This is a genomic window from Stenotrophomonas sp. YJH_SMC_105-26, from assembly GCF_059368915.1.
The window spans coordinates 185,637-204,739 of sequence record NZ_JCAFSD010000002.1; the positions used below are offsets into that span (position 1 = coordinate 185,637).

Below are 19,103 nucleotides of genomic sequence, written 5' to 3' on the forward strand. Positions count from 1 at the left end.
GGATTCAACCGATGGTGGTCCAGGCGCGTGACCTGGCCGATGCAATGACACGATCAACGATCCGCGCCGAACGCATGCCGTCCTCGAAGGTGGGCAGGCCGTCCGGTTGCTCGCCGTCGATGGCGCGATAGGTGTCGGCGACAAACGCCTCGAAGCACTGGGCGTAGCCCTGCGCGTGCCCGGCCGGCAGCACCGACAGCCGGCGCTGTTCGGCAGTGCCCGCGCCGGGCCCGCGCACGAAGATTTCCTCGCGCTGGTCGGGCAGGCCGATCCACAGCCGCTCGGCGTCCTCCTGGTCGAAGGCGATGCTGGCGTTGGCGCCGTCGATCTCGAACCAGAGGCGGTTGCGGCGTCCGGCCGAAACCTGGCTCACCGTCAACGACGCCAGCGTACCGGCGCCGGTCCTGAACATCGCCGTTGCCACGTCCTCGCTCGCGACCGCCTGCGTCGCGCCGTTCGCTGCCGGTGTGCTGAAGCTCTGGCCGGTGACGGCGCTGCGTTCGGCGATCACCGTGGCAAACGCCGCGTTCACTTCGGTGAAGCGCTCGCCACTGACCCATTCGACCAGGTCGCACCAGTGCGAACCAATGTCGGCGAACACGCGCGAGGTGCCGCCCAGCGCCGGGTCCACGCGCCAGTTGTTGCTGGCCGGGTCCAGCAGCCAATCCTGCAGGTAACTGCCATGGATCAGGTGCAGCGGCCCCAGGTCACCCTGGGCGATGCGTGCACGCGCCTCGCGCACCACCGGGTGGTAGCGGTAGACGAAGGGGACGGTGGCAACCAATCCGGTCGAGGCGGCCAGTACCGCCAGCGCCTGCGCATCGTCCAGCGTCGTCGCCAGCGGCTTCTCGCAGATCACGTGCTTGCCGGCTTCCAGCGCAGCCTGTGCCATGGCGCGGTGCAGATGGTTGGGCGTGCAAACGTGCACCACCTGTACCTGCGGATCGGCGATCACCGCCTCGATATCCCGGTAGGCGCGCGGGACATTCCAGGAGTGCGCTGCCTCATGCGCGCGCTGCGGTGACGAGGCGGCCACGCCGCGTACCTCGGCGCCGGCGAGCAAGGCCGCGCGGCGGTGCACGGCGCCGATCATGCCGGTGCCGACGATGGCGATTCCAAGCTTGGGCATCGACGGGGATCCTCAGGGTGTGGAGGGCGCGGCCGCAGCCGCCGGCCGGTCGCGGAACAGCAGCAGGAAGGCGACCAGCACCACCAGCGCAACAGCGGCCGGGAACAGCCAGATCTGCTGCCAGTCGGGACCGGCCTCGGTGGTGAAGTGCTCCACCACCGCGCCGGACAGGAAGGTGCCGATCAACATGCCCACGCCATAGGTGGCCAGGGTGATGAACCCCTGTGCGCTGCTGCGCGCGGCAGGGCCGGCATGTGCATCGGTGTAGATCTGGCCGGTGACGAAGAAGAAGTCGTAGCAGATGCCGTGCAGCACGATGCCGATCACCAGCAGCGGGAAACCGCCACCTGCATCGCCGAAGGCGAACAGCGCGTAGCGCACCACCCAGGCGGCCATGCCGACCGCCAGCATGGTTTTCACCCCCAGCCGAACGAACAGGAACGGCATGGCCAGCATCAGCAGCACTTCGGAAACCTGGCCCAGCGACTGCAGGCCCGCCGCGCCGCGCACGCCGAGGTCGTTGAGATAGGGATTGGTGAAGTTGTAGTAGAACGACAGCGGGATGCAGATGGCGATGGAGGCCAGGAAGAACACCAGGTAGGCGCGCGACTTCAGCAGCCGCAGCGAATCCAGCCCCAGGATCTGCCCCAGCCCGGCATCGCGCTGCTGCGCCAGTGGCGGTGTGTGCGGCAGGGTGAACGCATACAGCCCGAGCACCAGCGACGCCGCCGCCGCCATCCGGAACGTCAGCTCAAGCCGATGCGCCTGTTCCCAGCCCAGCCAGCCGATCAGCACGCCCGCCACGATCCAGCCGATGCTGCCGGCCACGCGGACCAGCGGGAACTGCTTCCCGGGTGATTGCATGTGCCGCATGGCCACGCTGTTGGCCAGTGCCAGGGTCGGCATGAACAGCAACATGTAGCCCATGACGCACGCAGAGAACATGCTGAAGCTGGTTGCCGTGGACGCCAGCCACATCAGCGCGGCACCGGCCAGATGCAGTACCGCAAGAATGCGCTGCGCCGCGAAGTAGCGATCCGCGATCAGCCCGACCAGGAACGGCGCCACGATGGCGCCGATCGACTGGCTGAGGAACGCGGTCGCCACCTGGCTCGCGCTGGCCTGCAGCGGGCCCTGCACCAGGTAGGTGCCCAGGGTGACGAACCACGCCCCCCAGATGAAGAACTGCAGAAACATCATCGCGCCCAGGCGCGACATGGCGTGCGTCATGGCTTGCCCTCCCGGGGCGGTCTTGGCTCAGATTCCCAGCATGCGGTGCAGTGATGCGGCGTCGGTGCCACTGTCGGCGAAGTCATCGAAGGCGCGTTCGGTCACGCGGATGAGGTGGTCGCGGATGAAGGCGGCACCCTCGCGCGCGCCGTCTTCCGGGTGCTTCAGGCAGCACTCCCATTCCAGTACCGCCCAGCCGGGGAAGTCGTACTGCGCGAACTTCGAGAAGATCGCCTTGAAGTCGATCTGGCCGTCACCGGGTGAACGGAACCGGCCCGGACGGTCGATCCAGTCCTGATAGCCGCCGTACACGCCGCTGCTTGCGCTGGGGCGATGTTCCGCGTCCTTGACGTGGAAGATGCCGATGCGCGCGTGGTAGCGGTCGATGAAACCGAGGTAATCCATCTGCTGCAGCAGCAGGTGGCTGGGGTCGTACAGGATCTTCGCGCGGGGATGGTGGTCGACCTCATCGAGGAAGCGCTCGAAGGTCGCACCATCGTGCAGGTCCTCGCCCGGGTGGATCTCGAAGCACAGGTCAACGCCGCAGGCATCGAACGCATCCAGGATCGGGCGCCAGCGACGGCCGAGTTCGGCGAAGGCTTCTTCCACCAGTCCCGGCGGGCGCTGCGGCCAGGGGTAGAAGTAGGGCCAGGCCAATGCACCGGAGAACGTGGCATGCGCGGTCAGCCCCAGGCGCTGGCTGGCCTGCGCCGCCAGCCGCAGCTGCTCCACCGCCCAGGCCTGGCGGGCGGCCGGGTTGCCGCGCTTGTCCGGTGGCGCGAATCCGTCGAACAGGCTGTCGTAGGCAGGATGGACGGCAACCAACTGCCCCTGCAGGTGGGTCGACAGTTCGGTGATCTGCAGGCCGTGCCCGGCCAGCATGCCGGCAATGTCGTCGCAGTACGCCTGGCTGCGCGCCGCCTCCGCCAGGTCGAACAGGTGGGGCGCGGAGGTGGGGACTTGTACGCCAGAATAGCCCAGACCCGCGGCCCATCCGGCCAGCGTGTCCAGCCGATCAAAAGGAGCTGTGTCGCCGATGAACTGCGCCAGGAACAGCGCTGGACCCTTGAGCGTCTTCAACGTGATTCGCCCTCGATGCAATCGATTGCATTATCCTAGCAGGGGCTTACGCAGGACCTGTTGTGCAGTGCACAGCGGGCAGGAGGACTAACGCCATGGCCACCATCTACGACATCGCAAAACACGTCGGCGTGTCCGCCGGTACGGTGTCGCGCGCGCTTTCCCGGCCGGACAAAGTGCTGCCGGCCACCCGCGCGCGCATCGAGCAGGCCGCCGCCGCACTGGGCTATGTGCCCAACACGGTGGCGCGCACGCTCAAGACCCAGCGCAGCGGCAAGATCCTGGTCACCGTCCCGGACATCGCCAATCCGTTCTTCGCGCAGATCCTGCAGGGGGCGGAGGAGGCCGCGCAGGCGGTGGGCTATGCGGTCCTGCTGGGCGATACCCAGCATCAACCCGATCGTGAGGAGCGCTACGCGCAGATGCTCCGGCGCAACGAGGCCGACGGCATGATCGTGCTGGGCCATCGCCTGCCACCGACCGCGCGCGAGATCGTCGAGCAGCGCGGCGCCGCCGCACCGGTGGTCAACGGCTGCGAGTTCGACCCCGCGCTGGGCATCCCCAGCGTCCACATCGACAACGCCGCCGCCGCACGCGCGGTGATGGAGCATCTGTACGGGCTGGGACACGAACGGATTGCGGTGGTCGGGGGGCCGCCTGACAATCCCCTGCACCAGCAACGGCTGGAAGGGGTCCGCGCGGCCGGCAAGGCGCGTGGCCGCCTGCGCCAGCTGAGCATCGTGCCGGGTGACTTTTCCGTGGAATCCGGCCATGCAGCGGCGATGGCGCTGCTGGATGGCACGGCCGCGCCGACCGCGGTGTTCTGCTTCAGTGACCAGATGGCACTGGGTACCCTGGCCGCTTGCCGGGACCTGGGCATCCGCGTGCCGGACGAGCTGTCCGTGGTCGGCTTCGATGATCTGGCGTCCTCCCGCTACCTCACGCCCCCGCTGACGACCATCCGGCAGCCGATGCGGGAGATTGGCGAGCGTGCGGTCAACCTGCTGCTCGCCATCATCGAGCACGTCGATGTGCCGCTTCAGCAGACGCTGGAGTTCAGCTTCAAGCTGCGTGGCTCGACGGCTGCGCCCCGCCCCGGGTAACCACGGGGAGCGGGAGGGGCAGCGGCAGCGGCCCGCGCGATATCGCGCAACCTTGATCCCGAATTGACGCAAAGCTGTCAGACTCATCGCAGGCAGCCCGGCAAGGGCCGTAGCACCAGGTGCGATCGCGCAAGGGGGTCGGCAATGCCATTCTTCACCGATTCGGCGGAAGGCGCGGTCGAAGGCATTGGCGCGGCACGTCGCATCGGCTGGATGCGTTTCGTCGGCAATGGGCTGGGGGCGATCCCCATCGCTTCGATCATGCTTGAACGCCATGACGGCGGGCTGGCCTGGGTCCTGCTGCTGCTCAACGCGCTGGCGTGGCCGGCACTGGCACTGCGGCTGACCCAGCGCTCCCCCCAGCCGGCGGTCGTCCAGTTCCGTTGCATGGTGGCCGACTCCTTCTTCGGCGGTGGCTGGATCGCCTTCATGGCGTTGAGCGCGGTGCCCAGCGCACTGTTCGCCGCACTGCTGGTGGCCGACAAGATCGCTGCCGGTGGCGTGCGCCTGGCGATGCGCGCCACCCTGGCCCTGCTGCTGGGTTTCGCTCTCGCCTGGTGGCTGCTCGGCTTCCCTTTCCAGCCGGTCACCTCGCAGCGCACGATCGTGCTGAGTGTCCCGTTCCTGTTCGTGTATGGCATCGGCCTCAGCATTCTCAGCTGGCAGCTGGCGCGCCGGGTCAAATCGCAGAACCGTCAGCTGCAGCGGCTCAGCCGGATGGACCCGCTGGTCGAGCTGGCCAACCGTGGCTTCCTGATCCTGCGTGCGCAGCAGGCGCTGGACCGGGCACAGGGCCAGGGCGGTTTTGCCTGCCTGCTGATGCTCGATGTGGATGATTTCAAGCGCATCAATGACTCGCATGGCCACCGCGCCGGTGACGAGGTACTGCGGCATATCGCGGCGACATTGCGCACCTTTGCCCGGCCCGGTGATACGCCCGCGCGGCTGGGGGGCGATGAGTTCGTGGTGCTGCTGCGCGACTGCGCGCCCGTCGATGCGATGCACGTGGCCGAGCGGGTGCGCCTGCACCTGCTGGAGGCCGCGCAGCAGGCCACGCCGGGCGTGGAGTTCAGCGTCAGTATCGGCATTGCCGCCACACCGCGTGGCGGCAGTGTCGAGGACTGGTTGGCACTGGCCGACCGCGCGCTGTACCACGCCAAGCGGCAGGGCAAGAACACGGCCAGCTACGGCGAGTGAGTGCGGCACCGCCGCCGCCGAACGAGGGTGAAATGCCGGTTCATCCTGCACGCGGAATCGGCATGCCAATCCTCTACCATGGGCCACCCCGCCCGGACGCGCTCCCATGCAAGACGCTCTCGTCGCCCAGCCCAAACCCCCCATTCCAAGGATCGCGGCGTGGCTGATGATGCTGCTGGGCATGTGGCTGGCGCTGAAGCTGGGCCTGGTGGTGACCCTGCTGTCCGGCCTGCTGGTGTTCCAGCTGACGCACGTGCTGGCCTCCACCGTGGAGGGCAAGCTGCCGCCGGGGCGGGCACGGGCGATCGCAGTGATCGTGCTGTCGGCGATCATCATCAGCGGGCTGGTACTGGCCGGCATCGGCGTGGCCTCGTTCTTCCGCAACGAGACCGGCGGCCCGGACGCATTGCTGGCGCGCCTGATGGAGATCCTCAACACTTCGCGGCACCAGGTGCCGGCGCTGCTGCAACCCTACATTCCCGAAGACATGCCGGCGTTGCGCGCGGCGCTGAACGACTGGGCTGCCGAGCACCAGCGGCAGCTGGGCGTGGCCGGTACCTCGGTGGTACAGGTCGGTGTACGCGTACTGATCGGTATGGTGCTGGGCGCGATGATCGCGCTGTATGACGAACTGCCGCTGCCGAAGATGGGCCCGCTGGCGCAGGAGCTGGTCGGGCGCACCAGCCGCCTGGCCACCGCGTTCCGCCAGGTGGTGTTCGCGCAGGTGAAGATCTCGCTGCTGAACACCGTGTTCACCGCCATCTTCCTGCTGGGCGTGCTGCCGTTGTTCGGCGTGCACCTGCCGCTGTCCAAGACCCTGGTGCTGATCACCTTCCTGGCCGGCCTGCTGCCGGTGGTGGGCAACATCATTTCCAACACGATCATCGCCATCGTCGCGCTGTCGGTCTCGTTCTATGTGGCGGTGGCGGCGCTGCTGTACCTGATCGTGATCCACAAGCTGGAGTACTTCCTCAACGCGCGCATCGTCGGTGGCGAGATCCAGGCGCGTGCCTGGGAGCTGCTGCTGGCCATGCTGGTGATGGAGGCGGCCTTCGGCCTGCCGGGCCTGGTCGCCGCACCGGTGTTCTATGCCTACGTGAAGCGCGAACTGGTCGACCAGCGCTGGATCTGACGCGGCGGGGCATGACGTAATTTGCCCCGATTCGACAACCCGTGCGGCCTTTGTCGGTGCGTTCGCGGCGGGCGCGGTATACCCATGGCAACGATTGATCCGATAGCGGCTTGGCGCCTGTGCAGGCGGCCGCTACAGTGTTGTGCACTACAGGGGAAATGTGCATGGCCCGCAAGGCGTCGCCCATCGGATTGCGGACCTGGGTCTGGATCCTGGCCGGGCTGTTCGTAGTCTGTACGCTGCCATTGATGGCCATCGCGCTGGTGCAGGGCACGCTGCGCTTCACTGCCGCCGAGGACAACCTGGTCAGCCTGCGCCAGCTGCGGCAGACCTTCGACCTGGCCAACCTGGTGTCGGCCGAGCGCGGCCCCGCCAACAGCCTGCTCGGGGCCGACACGGCCGATGCGGGCGAACAGGCCCGGCTGGCGGCGGAGCTGGCAGTCGCGCGCAAGCGGGTCGATACCGCCCTGCAACGCCTGGACACCGTGTTCAACGCTGACCCGGGCGCGGTCGACGAACACGGGCTGCTGGCCGATGCGCAACGTCGCCTGCAATCGGCGCGGGCCGCGGTGGACCGGGTGGCGGCACAGCCGCATGGCGCGCGCCAGGTGGAGGACGTGGAGCGCGCGATCAGCAGCATGTTCGCCGTGGTTGATCGCCTGCACGTGCTGACCTCGGCGCAGATCAACGTGCTGGTCAGCGCCGACCGCGAAGCGGCGATTCCGGCGATGCAGGGCCAGGTGCTGATCGACCTGCGCGAGCATGGCGGCCGCCTGGCCTCGAACGTGATGGCGCCGGTGGCGGTACCGGGGGCCTGGCGTGACGAACAGGTGCGGGCGGCATTGCAGACCGAAGGCCGCCTGCTGGAGCTGTGGCGGCTGGCAGGCAGCCATGAAGCGGTGTTCCGCAGTGATCCGGCGCTGTCCTGGCATTGGGACATGGCGCGCCGGCAGTTCTTCGGCGAATCGCTGCCGATGATCGAACAGTTGATCGAGGATGGCCGGCGCGGCGTGCCGCCGCCGTGGACCACCGCCGAATTCACCACCCGCTACGTGCCGACCCTGCGGTCGCTGGAAGCGCTGCGGGACGGCTACCTGAGCGTGTCCATCGCCCGTTTCGAGCGCACCCGCAATCGCGAAGCGACGCGCCTGGTGGTGCTGGTGGCGACGGTGCTGGGCACGCTGGTGGTGCTGGGCGTGGCGCTGCGCATCGCGCATCTTCAGATCCTGCGGCCGCTGCTGCAGGCGCAGAAGCAGGTCATCCAGATCGCCTCGGAAGCGCCCGGCCCGGAGCAGCATGTGACCCACCCGCTGGCCGAGATGCAGCGCCTGTTCGATGCCATCGAAGTGCTGCGCGAGAAGTCGCGCGAGCGCTCGGCATTGACCAGCGAGCTGCGCCAGCTGGCCGGCACCGATGAGCTGACCGGGCTGTTGAACCGGCGCGCGCTGGACGAGTTGGTGCAGCAGCGTCATGCCGACGGTGGCAACAGCGCGGTGGTGATCCTGCTGGACGTGGACCGCTTCAAGGCGATCAACGATGGCCACGGGCATGACGCCGGTGACGAGGTGCTGGTGCAGGTGGCGCAGCTGCTGCAGCGCCACCTGCGCCGCAGCGACAGCATTGCCCGCTATGGTGGCGAGGAGTTTCTCGTGTTGCTGGCCGACGGTGATCTGGCCGGTGGCCGCCAGCTGGCCGAGTCGCTGCGGGTGGCGCTGCAGCGGCTGGACATCGCCCTGGTCGGTGGCAAGGTGCTGCGCGTCACCGCCAGCTTCGGTGTGGCCGAGGGCGGCACCGACGCGCTGGGCTGGCGCACCCTGCTGCGTGCCGCCGACGCGGCCATGTACCAGGCCAAGGCGCAGGGCCGCGACCGCGTGCGCGTGGCTGGCGGCGGCCGCAACGCACGTTGACGGCACCCATCAGCCGATCTGCGCGTGCACGCGCCGCAGCGTGCGCGCAATCATCCGGCGCGCGATGGGACGCGGCACCGAGAGTCCACGCCAGCGCAGCGCACCCACGCGGAAGGTGGCGCTGGCAGTGGCCAGCACCTTGCCGGCCGGGTCGGTCAGCCAGCCGCGGGTGAAGGCGATGCTGCCCTTGCTGTGCTCGACTTCGCCCCAGCCGATGATCCGCCCGGGCCGTGCGGGGCTGACGAAACTGGTCTTGGATTCGACCGTGACCGCGATGCGGTTGGCAGGCAGGGTGGCGTAGATCGCTGGCCCCATGCAGTCGTCCAGCATCGCTGACAGGAAACCGCCCTGCACGTTGCCCATCGGGTTGGTGAGCACCGGCCCGGCCTCGAACTCGACCTGGATGCGGCGCAGTGCATCGTCGTAACCGACGAAGCGCCAGCCGAGCAGGGTGCCGGCCTGGGAGCGTGGAAGATCACCGTTGACCACGCTGTAGAAGATCGATTCGGGATTCATCGTGGAGCCTCGCGGGGGAGAGGGGAGAAAAAGAACTCACTGCGGTAGCGACAACAGGGCCAGCACGAATCCGATGACCGACAGCAGCACCACCGCGGCGCCGGCGGGCACCGGTGTACGCGCACCGGTGCGTCGCCGCACGCCGGAAGCGACCAGGACCGGCGGCAGGGTGGCGACCAGGCAGAAAAGCTGGAACGCCAGCAGCTGCGGCAGTGCGAAGTGACCTCCGAAGAAGATCAACCAGGCCAGCATCACGCCGGCACCGGCCAGTGCGATCCAGGCAGCGCCCACCACGCGGATGAGTGCCATCAGCAGCACCTGCATGCGGGGGTCGATCTGTGCCCACGACCTGTCCACGGCCTGGCCGTGGTAGGGCATGAAGTCGGAGCGTTTCAGATAGGCCGCAGCAAACAGGCAGACAATGAAGAACGCCAACAGGTAGCAGCCGAACGCGAGCCAGGCGGACAGGTCCATGTGGAGGCCATGCGGTTGCGGAGGAAAGGCCGCGTTTGTACCGGCAGCCATGCCGGTCGCGCCACGGGGTTGCGCGATTCTGGGGCAGCACGCCGTTAGGGGCGTGTCGCGGCTTGCAGGGCCGTTCCTCCATCTGCCGTTAACGCCAGTGTGGTGGTGAGGAATGCGTCACGTACGCGCCATGCGCTCTATCTCGTTTCCTGTGAAGAGGCCGCAACTACCCCTCCACGCCCAGGTCACCGCGCTGCGCAGACGCTGGGATTCCATTCCATGAAGGACGACGCCATGACCCAGCTCACCCTGCCCGAACTGGCCAGGAAAATGGCCGGCATTGATTTCAGCCTGCTGCAGACCCACGCCGGTGGAGAGATTGCCGGCCGTCCGATGAGCAACAATGGCGACGTGGACTATGACGGTGACAGCTGGTTCTTCACCACCGAAGACACCGACATGGTGCGCGAGATTGAAGCTGACCCCGCCGTTGCGCTGGGTTTTTCCGGCAGCAAGTCGCTGCTGGGCAAGCCGCCGCTGTTCGTGCACGTGCAGGGCAGGGCTGTGCTGGTGCGCGACCGGGCCACGATGAGCCAGCACTGGGTGAAGGACCTGGAGCGCTGGTTCGAACAGGGCGTGGATACACCGGGACTGGTGCTGATTCACGTGCGCGCCAGCCGCATCCACTACTGGGATGGCGAGGACGAGGGCGAAATCGTGATCTGACCGGAACCGCGCAGCGCCCGGCGCATCGCGTTCCACGGTCAGCAGTGCGCAGGGTGTGCTGCCGGATCCTCAAGGTTGGCCAGTTCCGGTGCCAAGGCGTGCTCCACCGCACGCCGCAGCAGTGCCGGTGCGACATAGTGCCGGTGCCCGGCGTCGATCAGGGCCATGTACATGCCGCCGAACGCATTGAGGGTCTGCACGCGTGAGCCCAGGCTGATCTCGACATGTCCATCGCGATGCCGCTGCACGCGCACGCTGCTGCGGAAACGCAGGTGCCGATCGTCGGCGCCGAGCAGGACTTCGGCGTCGTTGTCCTGCGTATCGATGTGCGAATCCAGCACCGGGAATCGACCAGCGAACAACCGGCTGCGATCGGTCGACAGCAATGACGACACCGGGCATCCCAGCGGCGACGTGCGCAACCGCAACGGTGCCACCAGTCGGTTTCGCAGCGCCATCAGCTGGCCTACGCCGCTGGGTGGATTGCGCAGGAAGCCCTCCAGTACGTCGGCCAGCAGCGCCGACGCGGAACGGTGGACCACCTGCGAGGGTTCCAGGCACAGGGTGGTCAGGTCCTGGTAGTGGCTGTGCGGCAGCGCTGTGGTCAGCAGGCCATCGGTGGGCGCGGGCCGCGAATGGATGGGATAGGCCGGTGTGGCACGTTCGACGAACCCGCGCAGCGGCCGCATGGGGATGCGGCGCAGCGGGCCGAGCAGGGCACGGGTACGCGCGCACAGGTGCGCGCACACGCTGGGAGGTGCCGCCTGCAGCGACAGCTGCAACAGCGGTGCCGCCGCAAGCGAGGTGCACGAAGGCCAGTACGATTCCGGAAGCACCTCGGTCAGGCTGGGGATATCGGCGGCATTGCGCTCCACCTGCGCACGGGTCTGCTCGCTCATTCGGCCTGCCAGTTCATCGCTGTGGCAGGACAGCGCAAACAGCGCCGGATGTGCAGGATGGTTCGACGCGAACTGGTGCCAGGTGCCGCCGCCGAAGCGCACGGTAAACAGGCAGTCCGGTGGGATGCGGACGCGCCGGAGCGTGCGCGCGAAGGCACCAGGACCTGCTGCCAGCTGCGCGTCGGAGGCGGTAGCGAAACGCAGCTCGGCTCCCGCGCTGCCGGCGATGGCGGTGAACATGCGCGGGCCTGCATGGCGATGAAACGGGTGGCCACCGGCACCGACGGTGAAGCTGTACAGCGAGGAGGCATCCCCGTGCTGCAGGTGCATGCCACCCAGTCGCGCCGAAGGTTCATCCAACGCATCGATGAACGCCGGGTGGTGGCGCTGACGCTGGCCGGCGTCACTCACCAGCGCGTCGCCGGCACCGATGCCGAGCTGCGCGATCAGGGTGACTTCGGTCGGACTGCCGCCGTCCTGTGCCGGAAGCTGCACTGCTGGAAACGAACGGCGATCGCGGGTCGAACCAGGCATCGTCATGCTCCTTGGCGGGGCGGATCAGCGGGCGGGGGACTTGCGGCGGGCGCGGGCTTCACGCTTGAGCGGGCCGCCGACCGGGCAGACTTCGGCCGCCCACGAGAACAACGTGTTGGCCAAACGGTCGGGTACCTGCCTGAAGTACACGAACTGGCCGCGCTTCTCGCGTTCGATCAGTCCGGCTTCCTCGAGGATGCGCAGGTGGCTGGACAACGCCGGCTTGCTGAAGTCGAAGCGCTCGGCCAGCTCGCCCGCGCTGAGCTCGCCGGCGCTGAGATAGGCCAGGATCTGCCGGCGGGCGGTGGAGGCAAGGGCTTCGAAGATGCGGTCCATTGAGAGCTAGTTAACTAATTCGTTAATTCATGTTGCTCCCGCAACTTAGGACTGTCAAGCCATGACCCATTGCGCGGCGCGCCCGGGCTTTGCCATCCTCCCTGCTGTTTTCCGTAGCGTGGAATCCCGATGCGTCCTGCGTTCTGGCTGGCTTTGGCCCTGCTGCCCACCCTGGCGGTGGCGCAACCCGCGCGTACTCCCAAGGCCAAGGCCCCGGCGCAGGATCCCTTCAGCGAGTTGTTCGATACCGCCTGCATGCAGCACATCGGTGCGCCGGCGCGGTTGCAGTCGCTGATGGAATCCAACGGGCTGTCACCGCTGCAGCCTGCCGAAGCGGCAACGTTGCTGCAGGGACAGTCGGGCGTGGCCTGGATGGTGTCGCTGGCCAGCGGCCGTTATGCGGTCAGCTGGGCCGACGATGGCACCTGCTCGGTGTATGCGGAAAAGGCCGATGCGGCGGTGGTGCAGAAGGGCTTCGCACGGCTGGTGCAGGCGGCACCGAAGCCATTGCAGGCGCGCTCGCTGCCGGGCCGTGGTCCGCTGTCGGCCGACCAGGTGGCGATCCAATACGGCTGGGCCACGCCGGGGCAGGCCAAGCTGCAGGTGCGCTTCCGGCTGGTGACGCGGCAGGCGGCCGAGGCCGGCGTACAGGCGATGGCCTCGGTGACGCCGGGGGACGCGATGCTCGAACCCGCGGCTCCCACCCCGTAACGCCTGCCGGGGCCCGCGCCCAGCCGGTGGACCATGCCCGCGATTCAGCCTTTCACGCAGGATGTGTTATATCGTTTATCGATAAATCCACCCTGGGGCGGCGAGGCCACCCCAATGCCGGAGGCCGCTTGACCGCTCGTCCCGCCCGCGCCAGACCCGCGCGAGGCTTGTTCACCCTGGCCCAGGCCGCCGTACAGGCCGTCCGGGCGATGTGCTGGCTGGGCATCCTGGCCGCACTGCTGGCGGTGCCCCTGGTCGCCCATGACCGCCGCTGGCTGCTCGACAGCGTGCATGACGCCGAGGCCGCCACCGCGCATGGCAACGACCTGTTCCTGCACTTCTGCCTGGGCCTGGGCGCGATCGTCGCGCTGCTGGTGCTGTGCCTGCTGTTCCTGCGCCATCTGCTGAGGCTGCTGAAGTCGGCGGCGCGCGAGCGGCCGTTCACCCATGCCAATGCACAGCGCCTGCAGCGCATGGCCTGGCTGATGCTGGCAATGGAACTGCTGTCGATCCTGATCGGTGCCTACGCGGCCTGGATGGGCCCGGATTTCACCTGGATGGAGGTGGGCGGCGGCATGTCGATCACCGGGCTGGTGGCGGTGCTGATGCTGTTCGTGCTCGCACGCGTGTTCGCCGTGGGCGCGGCGATGCGCGATGACCTTGATGGTGTCATCTGATGGCGATCGTCATCACCCTGGACCGCATGCTGCAGGCACGGGGCATGACCCTGTCCGAGCTGGCGGGGCGCATCGACATCACCCTGGCGAACCTGTCGATCCTGAAGACCGGCAAGGCGCGAGCCATCCGCTTTTCCACGCTGGATGCGATCTGCCGCGAGCTGCAGTGCACGCCCGGCGACCTGCTTGGGCATGACCCGGCGCAGGCGCAGGATGCCGACTGAGTGGACGCCCTTTTCCCTTACCCACTGACGAAACGGACCTGAAATGGAATGGTTGGCTGACCCCTCGATATGGATGGGCCTTGCAACCCTGGTCGTGCTGGAGATCGTTCTCGGCATCGACAACCTGGTGTTCATTGCGATCCTTGCCGACAAGCTGCCGCCGCACCAGCGCGACCGCGCGCGGGTGATCGGCCTGGCGCTGGCACTGCTGATGCGGCTGGTGCTGCTGGCGGCGCTGGCCTGGATCATGAAGTTGACCGAGCCGCTGGTGACCTTGTTCGACCACAGCTTCTCCGGGCGCGACCTGATCCTGCTGGGCGGTGGCCTGTTCCTGCTGTTCAAGGGCACCATGGAACTGCACGAACGGCTGGAAGGCCGCGAGCATCACGAGGATGGCAAGAAGGTCTATGCCAGCTTCGCGATGGTGGTGGCACAGATCGTGGTGCTCGACGCGGTGTTCTCGCTGGACTCGGTGATCACCGCCGTCGGCATGGTCGACAACCTGGGCGTGATGTATGCGGCCGTGACCATCGCCATGGCGCTGATGCTGCTGGCCAGCAAGCCGCTGACCCGCTTCGTCAACAAGCATCCCACCGTGGTGGTGCTGTGCCTGGGCTTCCTGCTGATGATCGGCTTCAGCCTGGTGGCTGAAGGCCTGGGCTACAAGATCCCGAAGGGCTACCTGTACGCAGCGATCGCTTTCTCGATCCTGGTCGAGGCGTTCAACCAGTGGGTGCGTTTCAACCGTGAGCGCAACGAGCGCCGCCAGCCGTTCCGCCAGCGCACCGCCGATGCCGTGCTGAGGATGCTGGGCGCGCGTCCAGCGAACGGCCACGACGACGAAGGCGTGGACGAGCAGGTGGACGCCGACGAGCGCCTGCAGCCGGCGGAGCACGAAATGATCCGCAGCGTGCTGGGCCTGGCCGATCGTCCGGTGTCCAGCGTGATGACTGTGCGTGCCGACGTGCAATGGATCGACCTGGCGCGTGGTCAGGAGGATGTGGTGGCGCGCCTGGTGGCCTCGCCGCATACGCGCCTGCTGGTCGGCGACGGTGACCTGGACAGCCTGCGTGGCGTGGTGCAGAGCCGGGACGTGCTGGCCGACCTGCTGCAGGGCAAGCCACTGCAGCTGGAGGGCAACCTGCGCGAACCGCAGTACGTTCTGTCCACTGCCAGTGCGCTGCAGGCGCTGGAACTGATCCGCCAGCATCCGGTGCCGCTGGCGGTGGCGGTGGACGAGTACGGCAGCGTGGAGGGCCTGGTGACCGCCAACGACCTGCTGGCGGCGATTGCCGGTGACCTGGTCGATACCCAGGACGAGCGCTATGGCGTGGTGGCGCAGGGCGAGGATCAATGGGAGGCCGATGGTGCGCTGACCCTGGACGACCTGCAGCGTTTGGCGGGCGTGTCGCTGCCCCGCAGTGCCGACTACATGACCATCTCCGGTCTGGTGCTGGAGCAGCTGGGCCGCCTGCCGGACGTCGGCGACGCGGTGGAGGTGGCCGGCGTGCGCATCACCGTGCTGGCAATGGAGAAGCGCCGTATCGCCCGCCTGCGGGTGGAGCGCCTCGACGGAATGGCCTGACCGCCTGTTGTTGTAGAGCCGGGCCCATGCCCGGCTGCGTGTTGAGAAGCCGAGCATGGGCCCGGCTCTACACAACACGACCCGCAGCCGTCACCATGGCGGGCCCGCTTTCTGTCATGGATGGTTGCAGTGCTGAGTACGATCGGTTTGTTGATGGGCCTGTATGTGGCCTGGCGCCTGTTCTGGCCGCTGCGCATGCCCATCGGGTTGAAGGTCGTGCTGTCGCTGCTGGTGGTGGCCATGGCCGTGCAGCTGCGCATCGTGGCCACCTTCTGGGGCACGATGGCATCGCCGGAAATCCCGAAGATGGCCATCGCCGTCCTGGCCACCGGCTCCACGGCGGTGCTGCTGCTGGCGTTGCTGATGCTGGTGCTGGATGTGGGCCTGCTGCTTTCGCGCCTGCTGCGTTGGCCGCGCATCGTATCGGCCCTGCGCGCCTCGAAGCTGCGGCCGTTGGCTGGCCTGCTGGCGCTGCTTGTGAGTGGCTATGGCGTCAGCCAGGGCATGGCCGTGCCCCAGCCCAGGCAGATCGACGTGGCGATCAAGGATCTGCCTGCTGCGTTCGACGGCTATCGCGTGCTGCAGCTGACCGACATCCACGCCAGCCGCCTGCTGACCGGCGACTGGGTGCGCAGGGTGGTGGACGAGAGCAACGCGCTGAAGCCGGACCTGATCGTGATCACTGGCGACCTGATCGACGGCAGCGTCGAGGCCCGCCGTGACGACGCGCGCCCGTTGGCCGATCTGCAGGCGCCGGACGGCGTCATTGCCATCACCGGCAACCATGAGTACTACGCGCAGTATCAGCAATGGATGCAGGCGTTCCGCGCGCTGCGTATGCAGGTGCTTGAGAACAGCCACCTGCAGGTGCGGCGCGGCGACGCGGCGCTGACCATCGCCGGTGTCACCGATCCGGTGGCCGCACGCTACGGCCTGCCGCTGCCGGATCTGGACGCTGCACTGGCCGGTGCCGATCCCTCTGCACCGGTGATCCTGCTTGACCACCGCCCGCGCAATGCGCGCGAGGCGGCGGCGCGTGGGGTGAAGCTGCAGCTGTCCGGGCATACCCACGGCGGGCAGATCATCGGCATGGACCAGCTGGTGAAGCGGGCCAATGGTGGCTTTGTCTCCGGCCGCTACGACGTGGAGGGGATGACGCTGTACGTGGGCAACGGCGCGGGCCTCTGGGCCGGTTTCCCGGCGCGCATCGGCGTGCCTTCGGAGATCACCCTGATCACGCTGCGCCGCGCGCCTTGACCTGATGTGGGGTCAGATCCCTTTGCCTTTGGCAAAGGGATCTGACCCCGGCCCGTCAGGCCGCCCGCAGCGGCGGCCGCGCATGCGCACTTCGACGCAGGGCCTGCGCCCGCTTGGCGATCCAGCGCACCACGAAGGCGGTGAACAGCAGCGCCGACGGCACCGCATACCAGAAGTTGCCGGGCACGCGCTTGAAGTACGAGTAGGTGAACACCGCCGCGATGATCCACATGCCGGTGACGTGCAGGCGACGCCAGGCGGTGGGTCCCATGCGCCTGGCGAGCCCCCGGTGCGAGGTGATGGCCAGCGCCAGGATGGCGATGTAGCCCACCGTACCCGGGAGGTTGGCCAGCGCGGAGCGTGCTGGCCAGAACGCCGGGTTGAGGATGCCGAAACTGGTGATGGCGACTGCGTGCAGCAGGTGCGAGAACGCGAAGGACAGACCGATGATGCGCCGTTCGCGCAGCAGGAACCGGGTGAACGGGTCGGGCAGCAGGGTGGCGAAGGAGGATGCCGTGAATGCCGCCAGGAACAGCAGGAACGATGTGCGGGCGCTGAGCCGGATCGCCGCGCGGCTGCCTTCGGCTGCATCGGGATACAGGGCGAAGGCGGTCAGTGCGAACGCGATCAGGACCACGGCGATGGCTACGAACAGGCGCCAGCCGTGCAGGAAGGAAATGTTGGAAGCAGCCATGATGAGACCTCGAAGTAGGGGGCGGGTAGTGCCGGCCGCTTGCCGGTCAATGAACGGGTAGTGCCGGCCGCTGGCCGGCACCTCAGAAAGCAGGCAATGCAACCAGCACCCCCGCCGTGCACAGCTCGCCCAGAACGGGCACGCAGGCAGCACGCAATGCGTCCGTTGCCACGTCATGTGTTTCGGACAGCGCCTGCAGTGCCTCATCCACACGCGCGCCGTCGTCACCGAAGACCGAAAGCAGCGCGTAGGCCAGCGGTGACGGTTGCTCGACCTTCAGGCTGAAATCGGCGCGGCGCTGGATCACCAGCAGCGTGGGAGCTGCGCCCAGCACCGGTTTCAGCTCCTCGTCCTCATGCACCGGCCACCGGTACCCAAGCACCCGCACCAGCGGCGAAACCGCCAGCACATCAGTGTCCTCGGGTACGCGCTGCAGCAAACACCCAGCGCCACGCGGTTCAATGTGCAGCGACTGCTGCGTGCTCTCGTAGTGCGCCAGTTCCGCCGCCCAGTCCGGCAGTGCCAGCGTGTCCTGCACTGCCAGCCAGGCCGCGAACTCGCCGGCGATCCGTGGGAACAACGGGGTCTGGCAGGCGTGGTGGGCGTAGTAGTGCGCCACGGTGTCACGCCAGCGCGGCGTGCCCAACTGCTGTTGCAGTCGCGGCAGGCTGCCGGCCAGCAGGGTGTCCAGGCTGTCGATGCACAGGCGGCGGTATACCGCCAGCCTGCGCGCCTCCACGCCATCGGGTGCGGTCTTTGCAGGGTCCCGCACATGATCGGCCCAGCGCCGTTGCAGGGTAGCCAGCGGCTCAGCCATGGGCCACCTCCGGCCAACGTGCCTCAGCCTGTGCCTGGCGGATCTGCGCGACCTCGGCCAGCAACCCGGCCAGCGGCGGGAAGTTGAAGTCGCGCTCGAGCAGCGTGGGACGCACGCCCACCCGCATGTAGGCCTCGCGCAACAGCGCCCAGACCACGCCTTTCACCGGCGCACCATGGGTATCGATCTTGAAGCCGTCGTCTTCATCGAAGTGGCCCGCTACGTGCAGCGAGGCGACACGGTGGGACGGCACGTGGGCCAGGAATTCGAAGGCGTCGTAACCGTTGTTGCAGGCATTGACGAAGACGTTGTTGACGTCCAGCAGCAGGTCGCAGTCGGCTTCGGCGAGCACGGCGTTGATGAAGTCGATCTCGCTCATGTCCGCGCCGGCAACGGCGTAGTAGGAAATGTTCTCCACGGCGATGCGCCGGCCCAGCATGTCCTGCACCTGGGCGATACGGCCGGCGACATGGTGAACGGCCTCGGCGGTGAACGGCAGTGGCAGCAGGTCGTAGACATGGCCACCGGCGGCGCAGTAGCTCAGGTGTTCGCTGTACAGCTGCACCTGGTGCAGGTCGAGGAAGGCACGGGTCTGTGCCAGCAGGGTGCGGTCCAGCGGATCAGGACCGCCAAGCGACAGCGACAGGCCGTGGCAGGTCAAGGGGTGGCGCTCGCTGAGTTGGCGCAGCGCGTCGCCGTGTGCACCGCCGACGCCGATCCAGTTGTCGGGGGATACTTCGAGGAAGTCGATGGCACCGGCCGGCATGGCCAGCAGTTCGTCGATCAGGCCACGGCGCAGGCCAAGACCGGCGGCATGGTTGGGCAGGGGCAGGGACATGGCGGATGCTCCACAGAGAGCGCCGCCTTGAAGGCGGCGCCGGGTG

At 67.8% G+C, this 19,103-nt stretch carries 20 protein-coding genes; 10 read left to right on the plus strand and 10 right to left on the minus strand.

Features of this window, described 5'->3' with window-relative positions:
• Positions 1-4: 4 nt before the first annotated feature.
• Genes AC5P7F_RS07795 through AC5P7F_RS07805 form a run of 3 tightly spaced genes read right to left on the minus strand, consistent with a single transcriptional unit; the run spans position 5 to position 3,439 of the window.
• Positions 5-1,129 (minus strand): Gfo/Idh/MocA family oxidoreductase, encoded by a 1,125-nt coding sequence (locus AC5P7F_RS07795; protein WP_164077037.1) that lies wholly within the window; start codon positions 1,127-1,129, stop codon positions 5-7.
• 12 nt (positions 1,130-1,141) lie between these two features.
• A complete protein-coding gene (locus AC5P7F_RS07800) occupies positions 1,142-2,359 on the minus strand; it encodes an MFS transporter (RefSeq protein WP_164077038.1) in 1,218 nt (405 codons plus the stop codon).
• Positions 2,360-2,386: 27 nt separating this feature from the next.
• On the minus strand, positions 2,387-3,439 hold the full coding sequence (locus tag AC5P7F_RS07805) for a sugar phosphate isomerase/epimerase family protein (RefSeq protein ID WP_049441133.1): 1,053 nt from the start codon (positions 3,437-3,439) through the stop codon (positions 2,387-2,389).
• 95 nt (positions 3,440-3,534) lie between these two features.
• On the opposite strand from AC5P7F_RS07805, the gene AC5P7F_RS07810 reads away from it, so the two are divergent.
• The 4 genes from AC5P7F_RS07810 to AC5P7F_RS07825 all read left to right on the plus strand — a co-directional run bounded on the left by AC5P7F_RS07810 (position 3,535) and on the right by AC5P7F_RS07825 (position 8,778).
• Positions 3,535-4,542 carry a LacI family DNA-binding transcriptional regulator gene (locus tag AC5P7F_RS07810; protein ID WP_046429416.1) on the plus strand — a complete coding sequence of 336 codons (1,008 nt, stop codon included), beginning with the start codon at positions 3,535-3,537 and terminating at the stop codon, positions 4,540-4,542.
• A 144-nt stretch (positions 4,543-4,686) separates the two neighbouring features.
• The gene (locus AC5P7F_RS07815; RefSeq protein ID WP_164077039.1) at positions 4,687-5,739 is read left to right on the plus strand and encodes a diguanylate cyclase; all 1,053 of its coding nucleotides are present in this window, start codon (positions 4,687-4,689) and stop codon (positions 5,737-5,739) included.
• Positions 5,740-5,845: 106 nt separating this feature from the next.
• The gene (locus AC5P7F_RS07820) at positions 5,846-6,871 is read left to right on the plus strand and encodes an AI-2E family transporter (RefSeq protein ID WP_032961540.1); all 1,026 of its coding nucleotides are present in this window, start codon (positions 5,846-5,848) and stop codon (positions 6,869-6,871) included.
• A gap of 164 nt (positions 6,872-7,035) precedes the next feature.
• Positions 7,036-8,778, plus strand: a complete 1,743-nt coding sequence (locus tag AC5P7F_RS07825; protein WP_126411822.1) for a GGDEF domain-containing protein — start codon at positions 7,036-7,038, stop codon at positions 8,776-8,778.
• Positions 8,779-8,787: 9 nt separating this feature from the next.
• Here the strand turns inward: AC5P7F_RS07825 and AC5P7F_RS07830 are convergent, their stop codons facing one another.
• The gene (locus AC5P7F_RS07830; protein ID WP_046429424.1) at positions 8,788-9,294 is read right to left on the minus strand and encodes a PaaI family thioesterase; all 507 of its coding nucleotides are present in this window, start codon (positions 9,292-9,294) and stop codon (positions 8,788-8,790) included.
• Between the two features lie 36 nt (positions 9,295-9,330).
• Complete coding sequence (locus AC5P7F_RS07835) at positions 9,331-9,768, minus strand: hypothetical protein (RefSeq protein ID WP_164077040.1); 438 nt, start codon at positions 9,766-9,768, stop codon at positions 9,331-9,333.
• 285 nt (positions 9,769-10,053) lie between these two features.
• Here AC5P7F_RS07835 and AC5P7F_RS07840 point away from each other — a divergent pair, with 285 nt between their 5' ends.
• On the plus strand, positions 10,054-10,485 hold the full coding sequence (locus AC5P7F_RS07840) for a pyridoxamine 5'-phosphate oxidase family protein (RefSeq protein WP_046429427.1): 432 nt from the start codon (positions 10,054-10,056) through the stop codon (positions 10,483-10,485).
• Positions 10,486-10,523: 38 nt separating this feature from the next.
• On the opposite strand, the gene AC5P7F_RS07845 is transcribed toward AC5P7F_RS07840, so the two are convergent.
• Positions 10,524-11,918, minus strand: a complete 1,395-nt coding sequence (locus AC5P7F_RS07845; RefSeq protein ID WP_111205841.1) for a DUF2867 domain-containing protein — start codon at positions 11,916-11,918, stop codon at positions 10,524-10,526.
• A gap of 24 nt (positions 11,919-11,942) precedes the next feature.
• The gene (locus AC5P7F_RS07850; RefSeq protein ID WP_004147836.1) at positions 11,943-12,254 is read right to left on the minus strand and encodes a metalloregulator ArsR/SmtB family transcription factor; all 312 of its coding nucleotides are present in this window, start codon (positions 12,252-12,254) and stop codon (positions 11,943-11,945) included.
• A gap of 129 nt (positions 12,255-12,383) precedes the next feature.
• On the opposite strand from AC5P7F_RS07850, the gene AC5P7F_RS07855 reads away from it, so the two are divergent.
• The 5 genes from AC5P7F_RS07855 (at position 12,384) to AC5P7F_RS07875 (ending at position 16,708) form a co-directional block, all read left to right on the plus strand.
• Complete coding sequence (locus AC5P7F_RS07855; protein ID WP_164077041.1) at positions 12,384-12,965, plus strand: NMCC_0638 family (lipo)protein; 582 nt, start codon at positions 12,384-12,386, stop codon at positions 12,963-12,965.
• A gap of 209 nt (positions 12,966-13,174) precedes the next feature.
• The gene (locus tag AC5P7F_RS07860; protein WP_164077061.1) at positions 13,175-13,642 is read left to right on the plus strand and encodes a DUF2975 domain-containing protein; all 468 of its coding nucleotides are present in this window, start codon (positions 13,175-13,177) and stop codon (positions 13,640-13,642) included.
• On the plus strand, positions 13,642-13,866 hold the full coding sequence (locus tag AC5P7F_RS07865) for a helix-turn-helix domain-containing protein (protein ID WP_012479411.1): 225 nt from the start codon (positions 13,642-13,644) through the stop codon (positions 13,864-13,866). Before AC5P7F_RS07860 ends, AC5P7F_RS07865 begins: the two co-directional genes overlap by 1 nt.
• Positions 13,867-13,909: 43 nt before the next feature.
• Complete coding sequence (locus tag AC5P7F_RS07870; protein WP_046429432.1) at positions 13,910-15,451, plus strand: TerC family protein; 1,542 nt, start codon at positions 13,910-13,912, stop codon at positions 15,449-15,451.
• Between the two features lie 120 nt (positions 15,452-15,571).
• Positions 15,572-16,708, plus strand: a complete 1,137-nt coding sequence (locus AC5P7F_RS07875; protein ID WP_164077042.1) for a metallophosphoesterase — start codon at positions 15,572-15,574, stop codon at positions 16,706-16,708.
• 55 nt (positions 16,709-16,763) lie between these two features.
• On the opposite strand, the gene AC5P7F_RS07880 is transcribed toward AC5P7F_RS07875, so the two are convergent.
• From AC5P7F_RS07880 to AC5P7F_RS07890, 3 genes are all read right to left on the minus strand, one after another.
• Positions 16,764-17,402 carry a ferric reductase-like transmembrane domain-containing protein gene (locus tag AC5P7F_RS07880; protein WP_164077043.1) on the minus strand — a complete coding sequence of 213 codons (639 nt, stop codon included), beginning with the start codon at positions 17,400-17,402 and terminating at the stop codon, positions 16,764-16,766.
• An 82-nt stretch (positions 17,403-17,484) separates the two neighbouring features.
• Positions 17,485-18,219: an HvfC family RiPP maturation protein gene (locus AC5P7F_RS07885; protein WP_164077044.1), complete on the minus strand. Its 735-nt coding sequence runs from the start codon at positions 18,217-18,219 to the stop codon at positions 17,485-17,487.
• Complete coding sequence (locus AC5P7F_RS07890; RefSeq protein WP_164077045.1) at positions 18,212-19,057, minus strand: HvfB family MNIO-type RiPP peptide maturase; 846 nt, start codon at positions 19,055-19,057, stop codon at positions 18,212-18,214. Before AC5P7F_RS07890 ends, AC5P7F_RS07885 begins: the two co-directional genes overlap by 8 nt.
• Positions 19,058-19,103 lie beyond the last annotated feature (46 nt).

Bases quoted from the DNA above. Each gene is read 5' to 3' on its own strand.
- AC5P7F_RS07855 (WP_164077041.1), top strand. From the start codon at position 12,384: ATGCGTCCTGCGTTCTGGCTGGCTTTGGCCCTGCTGCCCACCCTGGCG.
- AC5P7F_RS07810 (WP_046429416.1), top strand. From the start codon at position 3,535: ATGGCCACCATCTACGACATCGCAAAACACGTCGGCGTGTCCGCCGGT.
- AC5P7F_RS07815 (WP_164077039.1), top strand. From the start codon at position 4,687: ATGCCATTCTTCACCGATTCGGCGGAAGGCGCGGTCGAAGGCATTGGC.
- AC5P7F_RS07865 (WP_012479411.1), top strand. From the start codon at position 13,642: ATGGCGATCGTCATCACCCTGGACCGCATGCTGCAGGCACGGGGCATG.
- AC5P7F_RS07860 (WP_164077061.1), top strand. From the start codon at position 13,175: ATGTGCTGGCTGGGCATCCTGGCCGCACTGCTGGCGGTGCCCCTGGTC.
- AC5P7F_RS07840 (WP_046429427.1), top strand. From the start codon at position 10,054: ATGACCCAGCTCACCCTGCCCGAACTGGCCAGGAAAATGGCCGGCATT.
- AC5P7F_RS07825 (WP_126411822.1), top strand. From the start codon at position 7,036: ATGGCCCGCAAGGCGTCGCCCATCGGATTGCGGACCTGGGTCTGGATC.
- AC5P7F_RS07835 (WP_164077040.1), bottom strand. From the start codon at position 9,768: ATGGACCTGTCCGCCTGGCTCGCGTTCGGCTGCTACCTGTTGGCGTTC.
- AC5P7F_RS07870 (WP_046429432.1), top strand. From the start codon at position 13,910: ATGGAATGGTTGGCTGACCCCTCGATATGGATGGGCCTTGCAACCCTG.
- AC5P7F_RS07890 (WP_164077045.1), bottom strand. From the start codon at position 19,057: ATGTCCCTGCCCCTGCCCAACCATGCCGCCGGTCTTGGCCTGCGCCGT.
- AC5P7F_RS07800 (WP_164077038.1), bottom strand. From the start codon at position 2,359: ATGACGCACGCCATGTCGCGCCTGGGCGCGATGATGTTTCTGCAGTTC.
- AC5P7F_RS07850 (WP_004147836.1), bottom strand. From the start codon at position 12,254: ATGGACCGCATCTTCGAAGCCCTTGCCTCCACCGCCCGCCGGCAGATC.
- AC5P7F_RS07830 (WP_046429424.1), bottom strand. From the start codon at position 9,294: ATGAATCCCGAATCGATCTTCTACAGCGTGGTCAACGGTGATCTTCCA.
- AC5P7F_RS07795 (WP_164077037.1), bottom strand. From the start codon at position 1,129: ATGCCCAAGCTTGGAATCGCCATCGTCGGCACCGGCATGATCGGCGCC.
- AC5P7F_RS07880 (WP_164077043.1), bottom strand. From the start codon at position 17,402: ATGGCTGCTTCCAACATTTCCTTCCTGCACGGCTGGCGCCTGTTCGTA.
- AC5P7F_RS07875 (WP_164077042.1), top strand. From the start codon at position 15,572: ATGGTTGCAGTGCTGAGTACGATCGGTTTGTTGATGGGCCTGTATGTG.
- AC5P7F_RS07820 (WP_032961540.1), top strand. From the start codon at position 5,846: ATGCAAGACGCTCTCGTCGCCCAGCCCAAACCCCCCATTCCAAGGATC.
- AC5P7F_RS07885 (WP_164077044.1), bottom strand. From the start codon at position 18,219: ATGGCTGAGCCGCTGGCTACCCTGCAACGGCGCTGGGCCGATCATGTG.
- AC5P7F_RS07845 (WP_111205841.1), bottom strand. From the start codon at position 11,918: ATGCCTGGTTCGACCCGCGATCGCCGTTCGTTTCCAGCAGTGCAGCTT.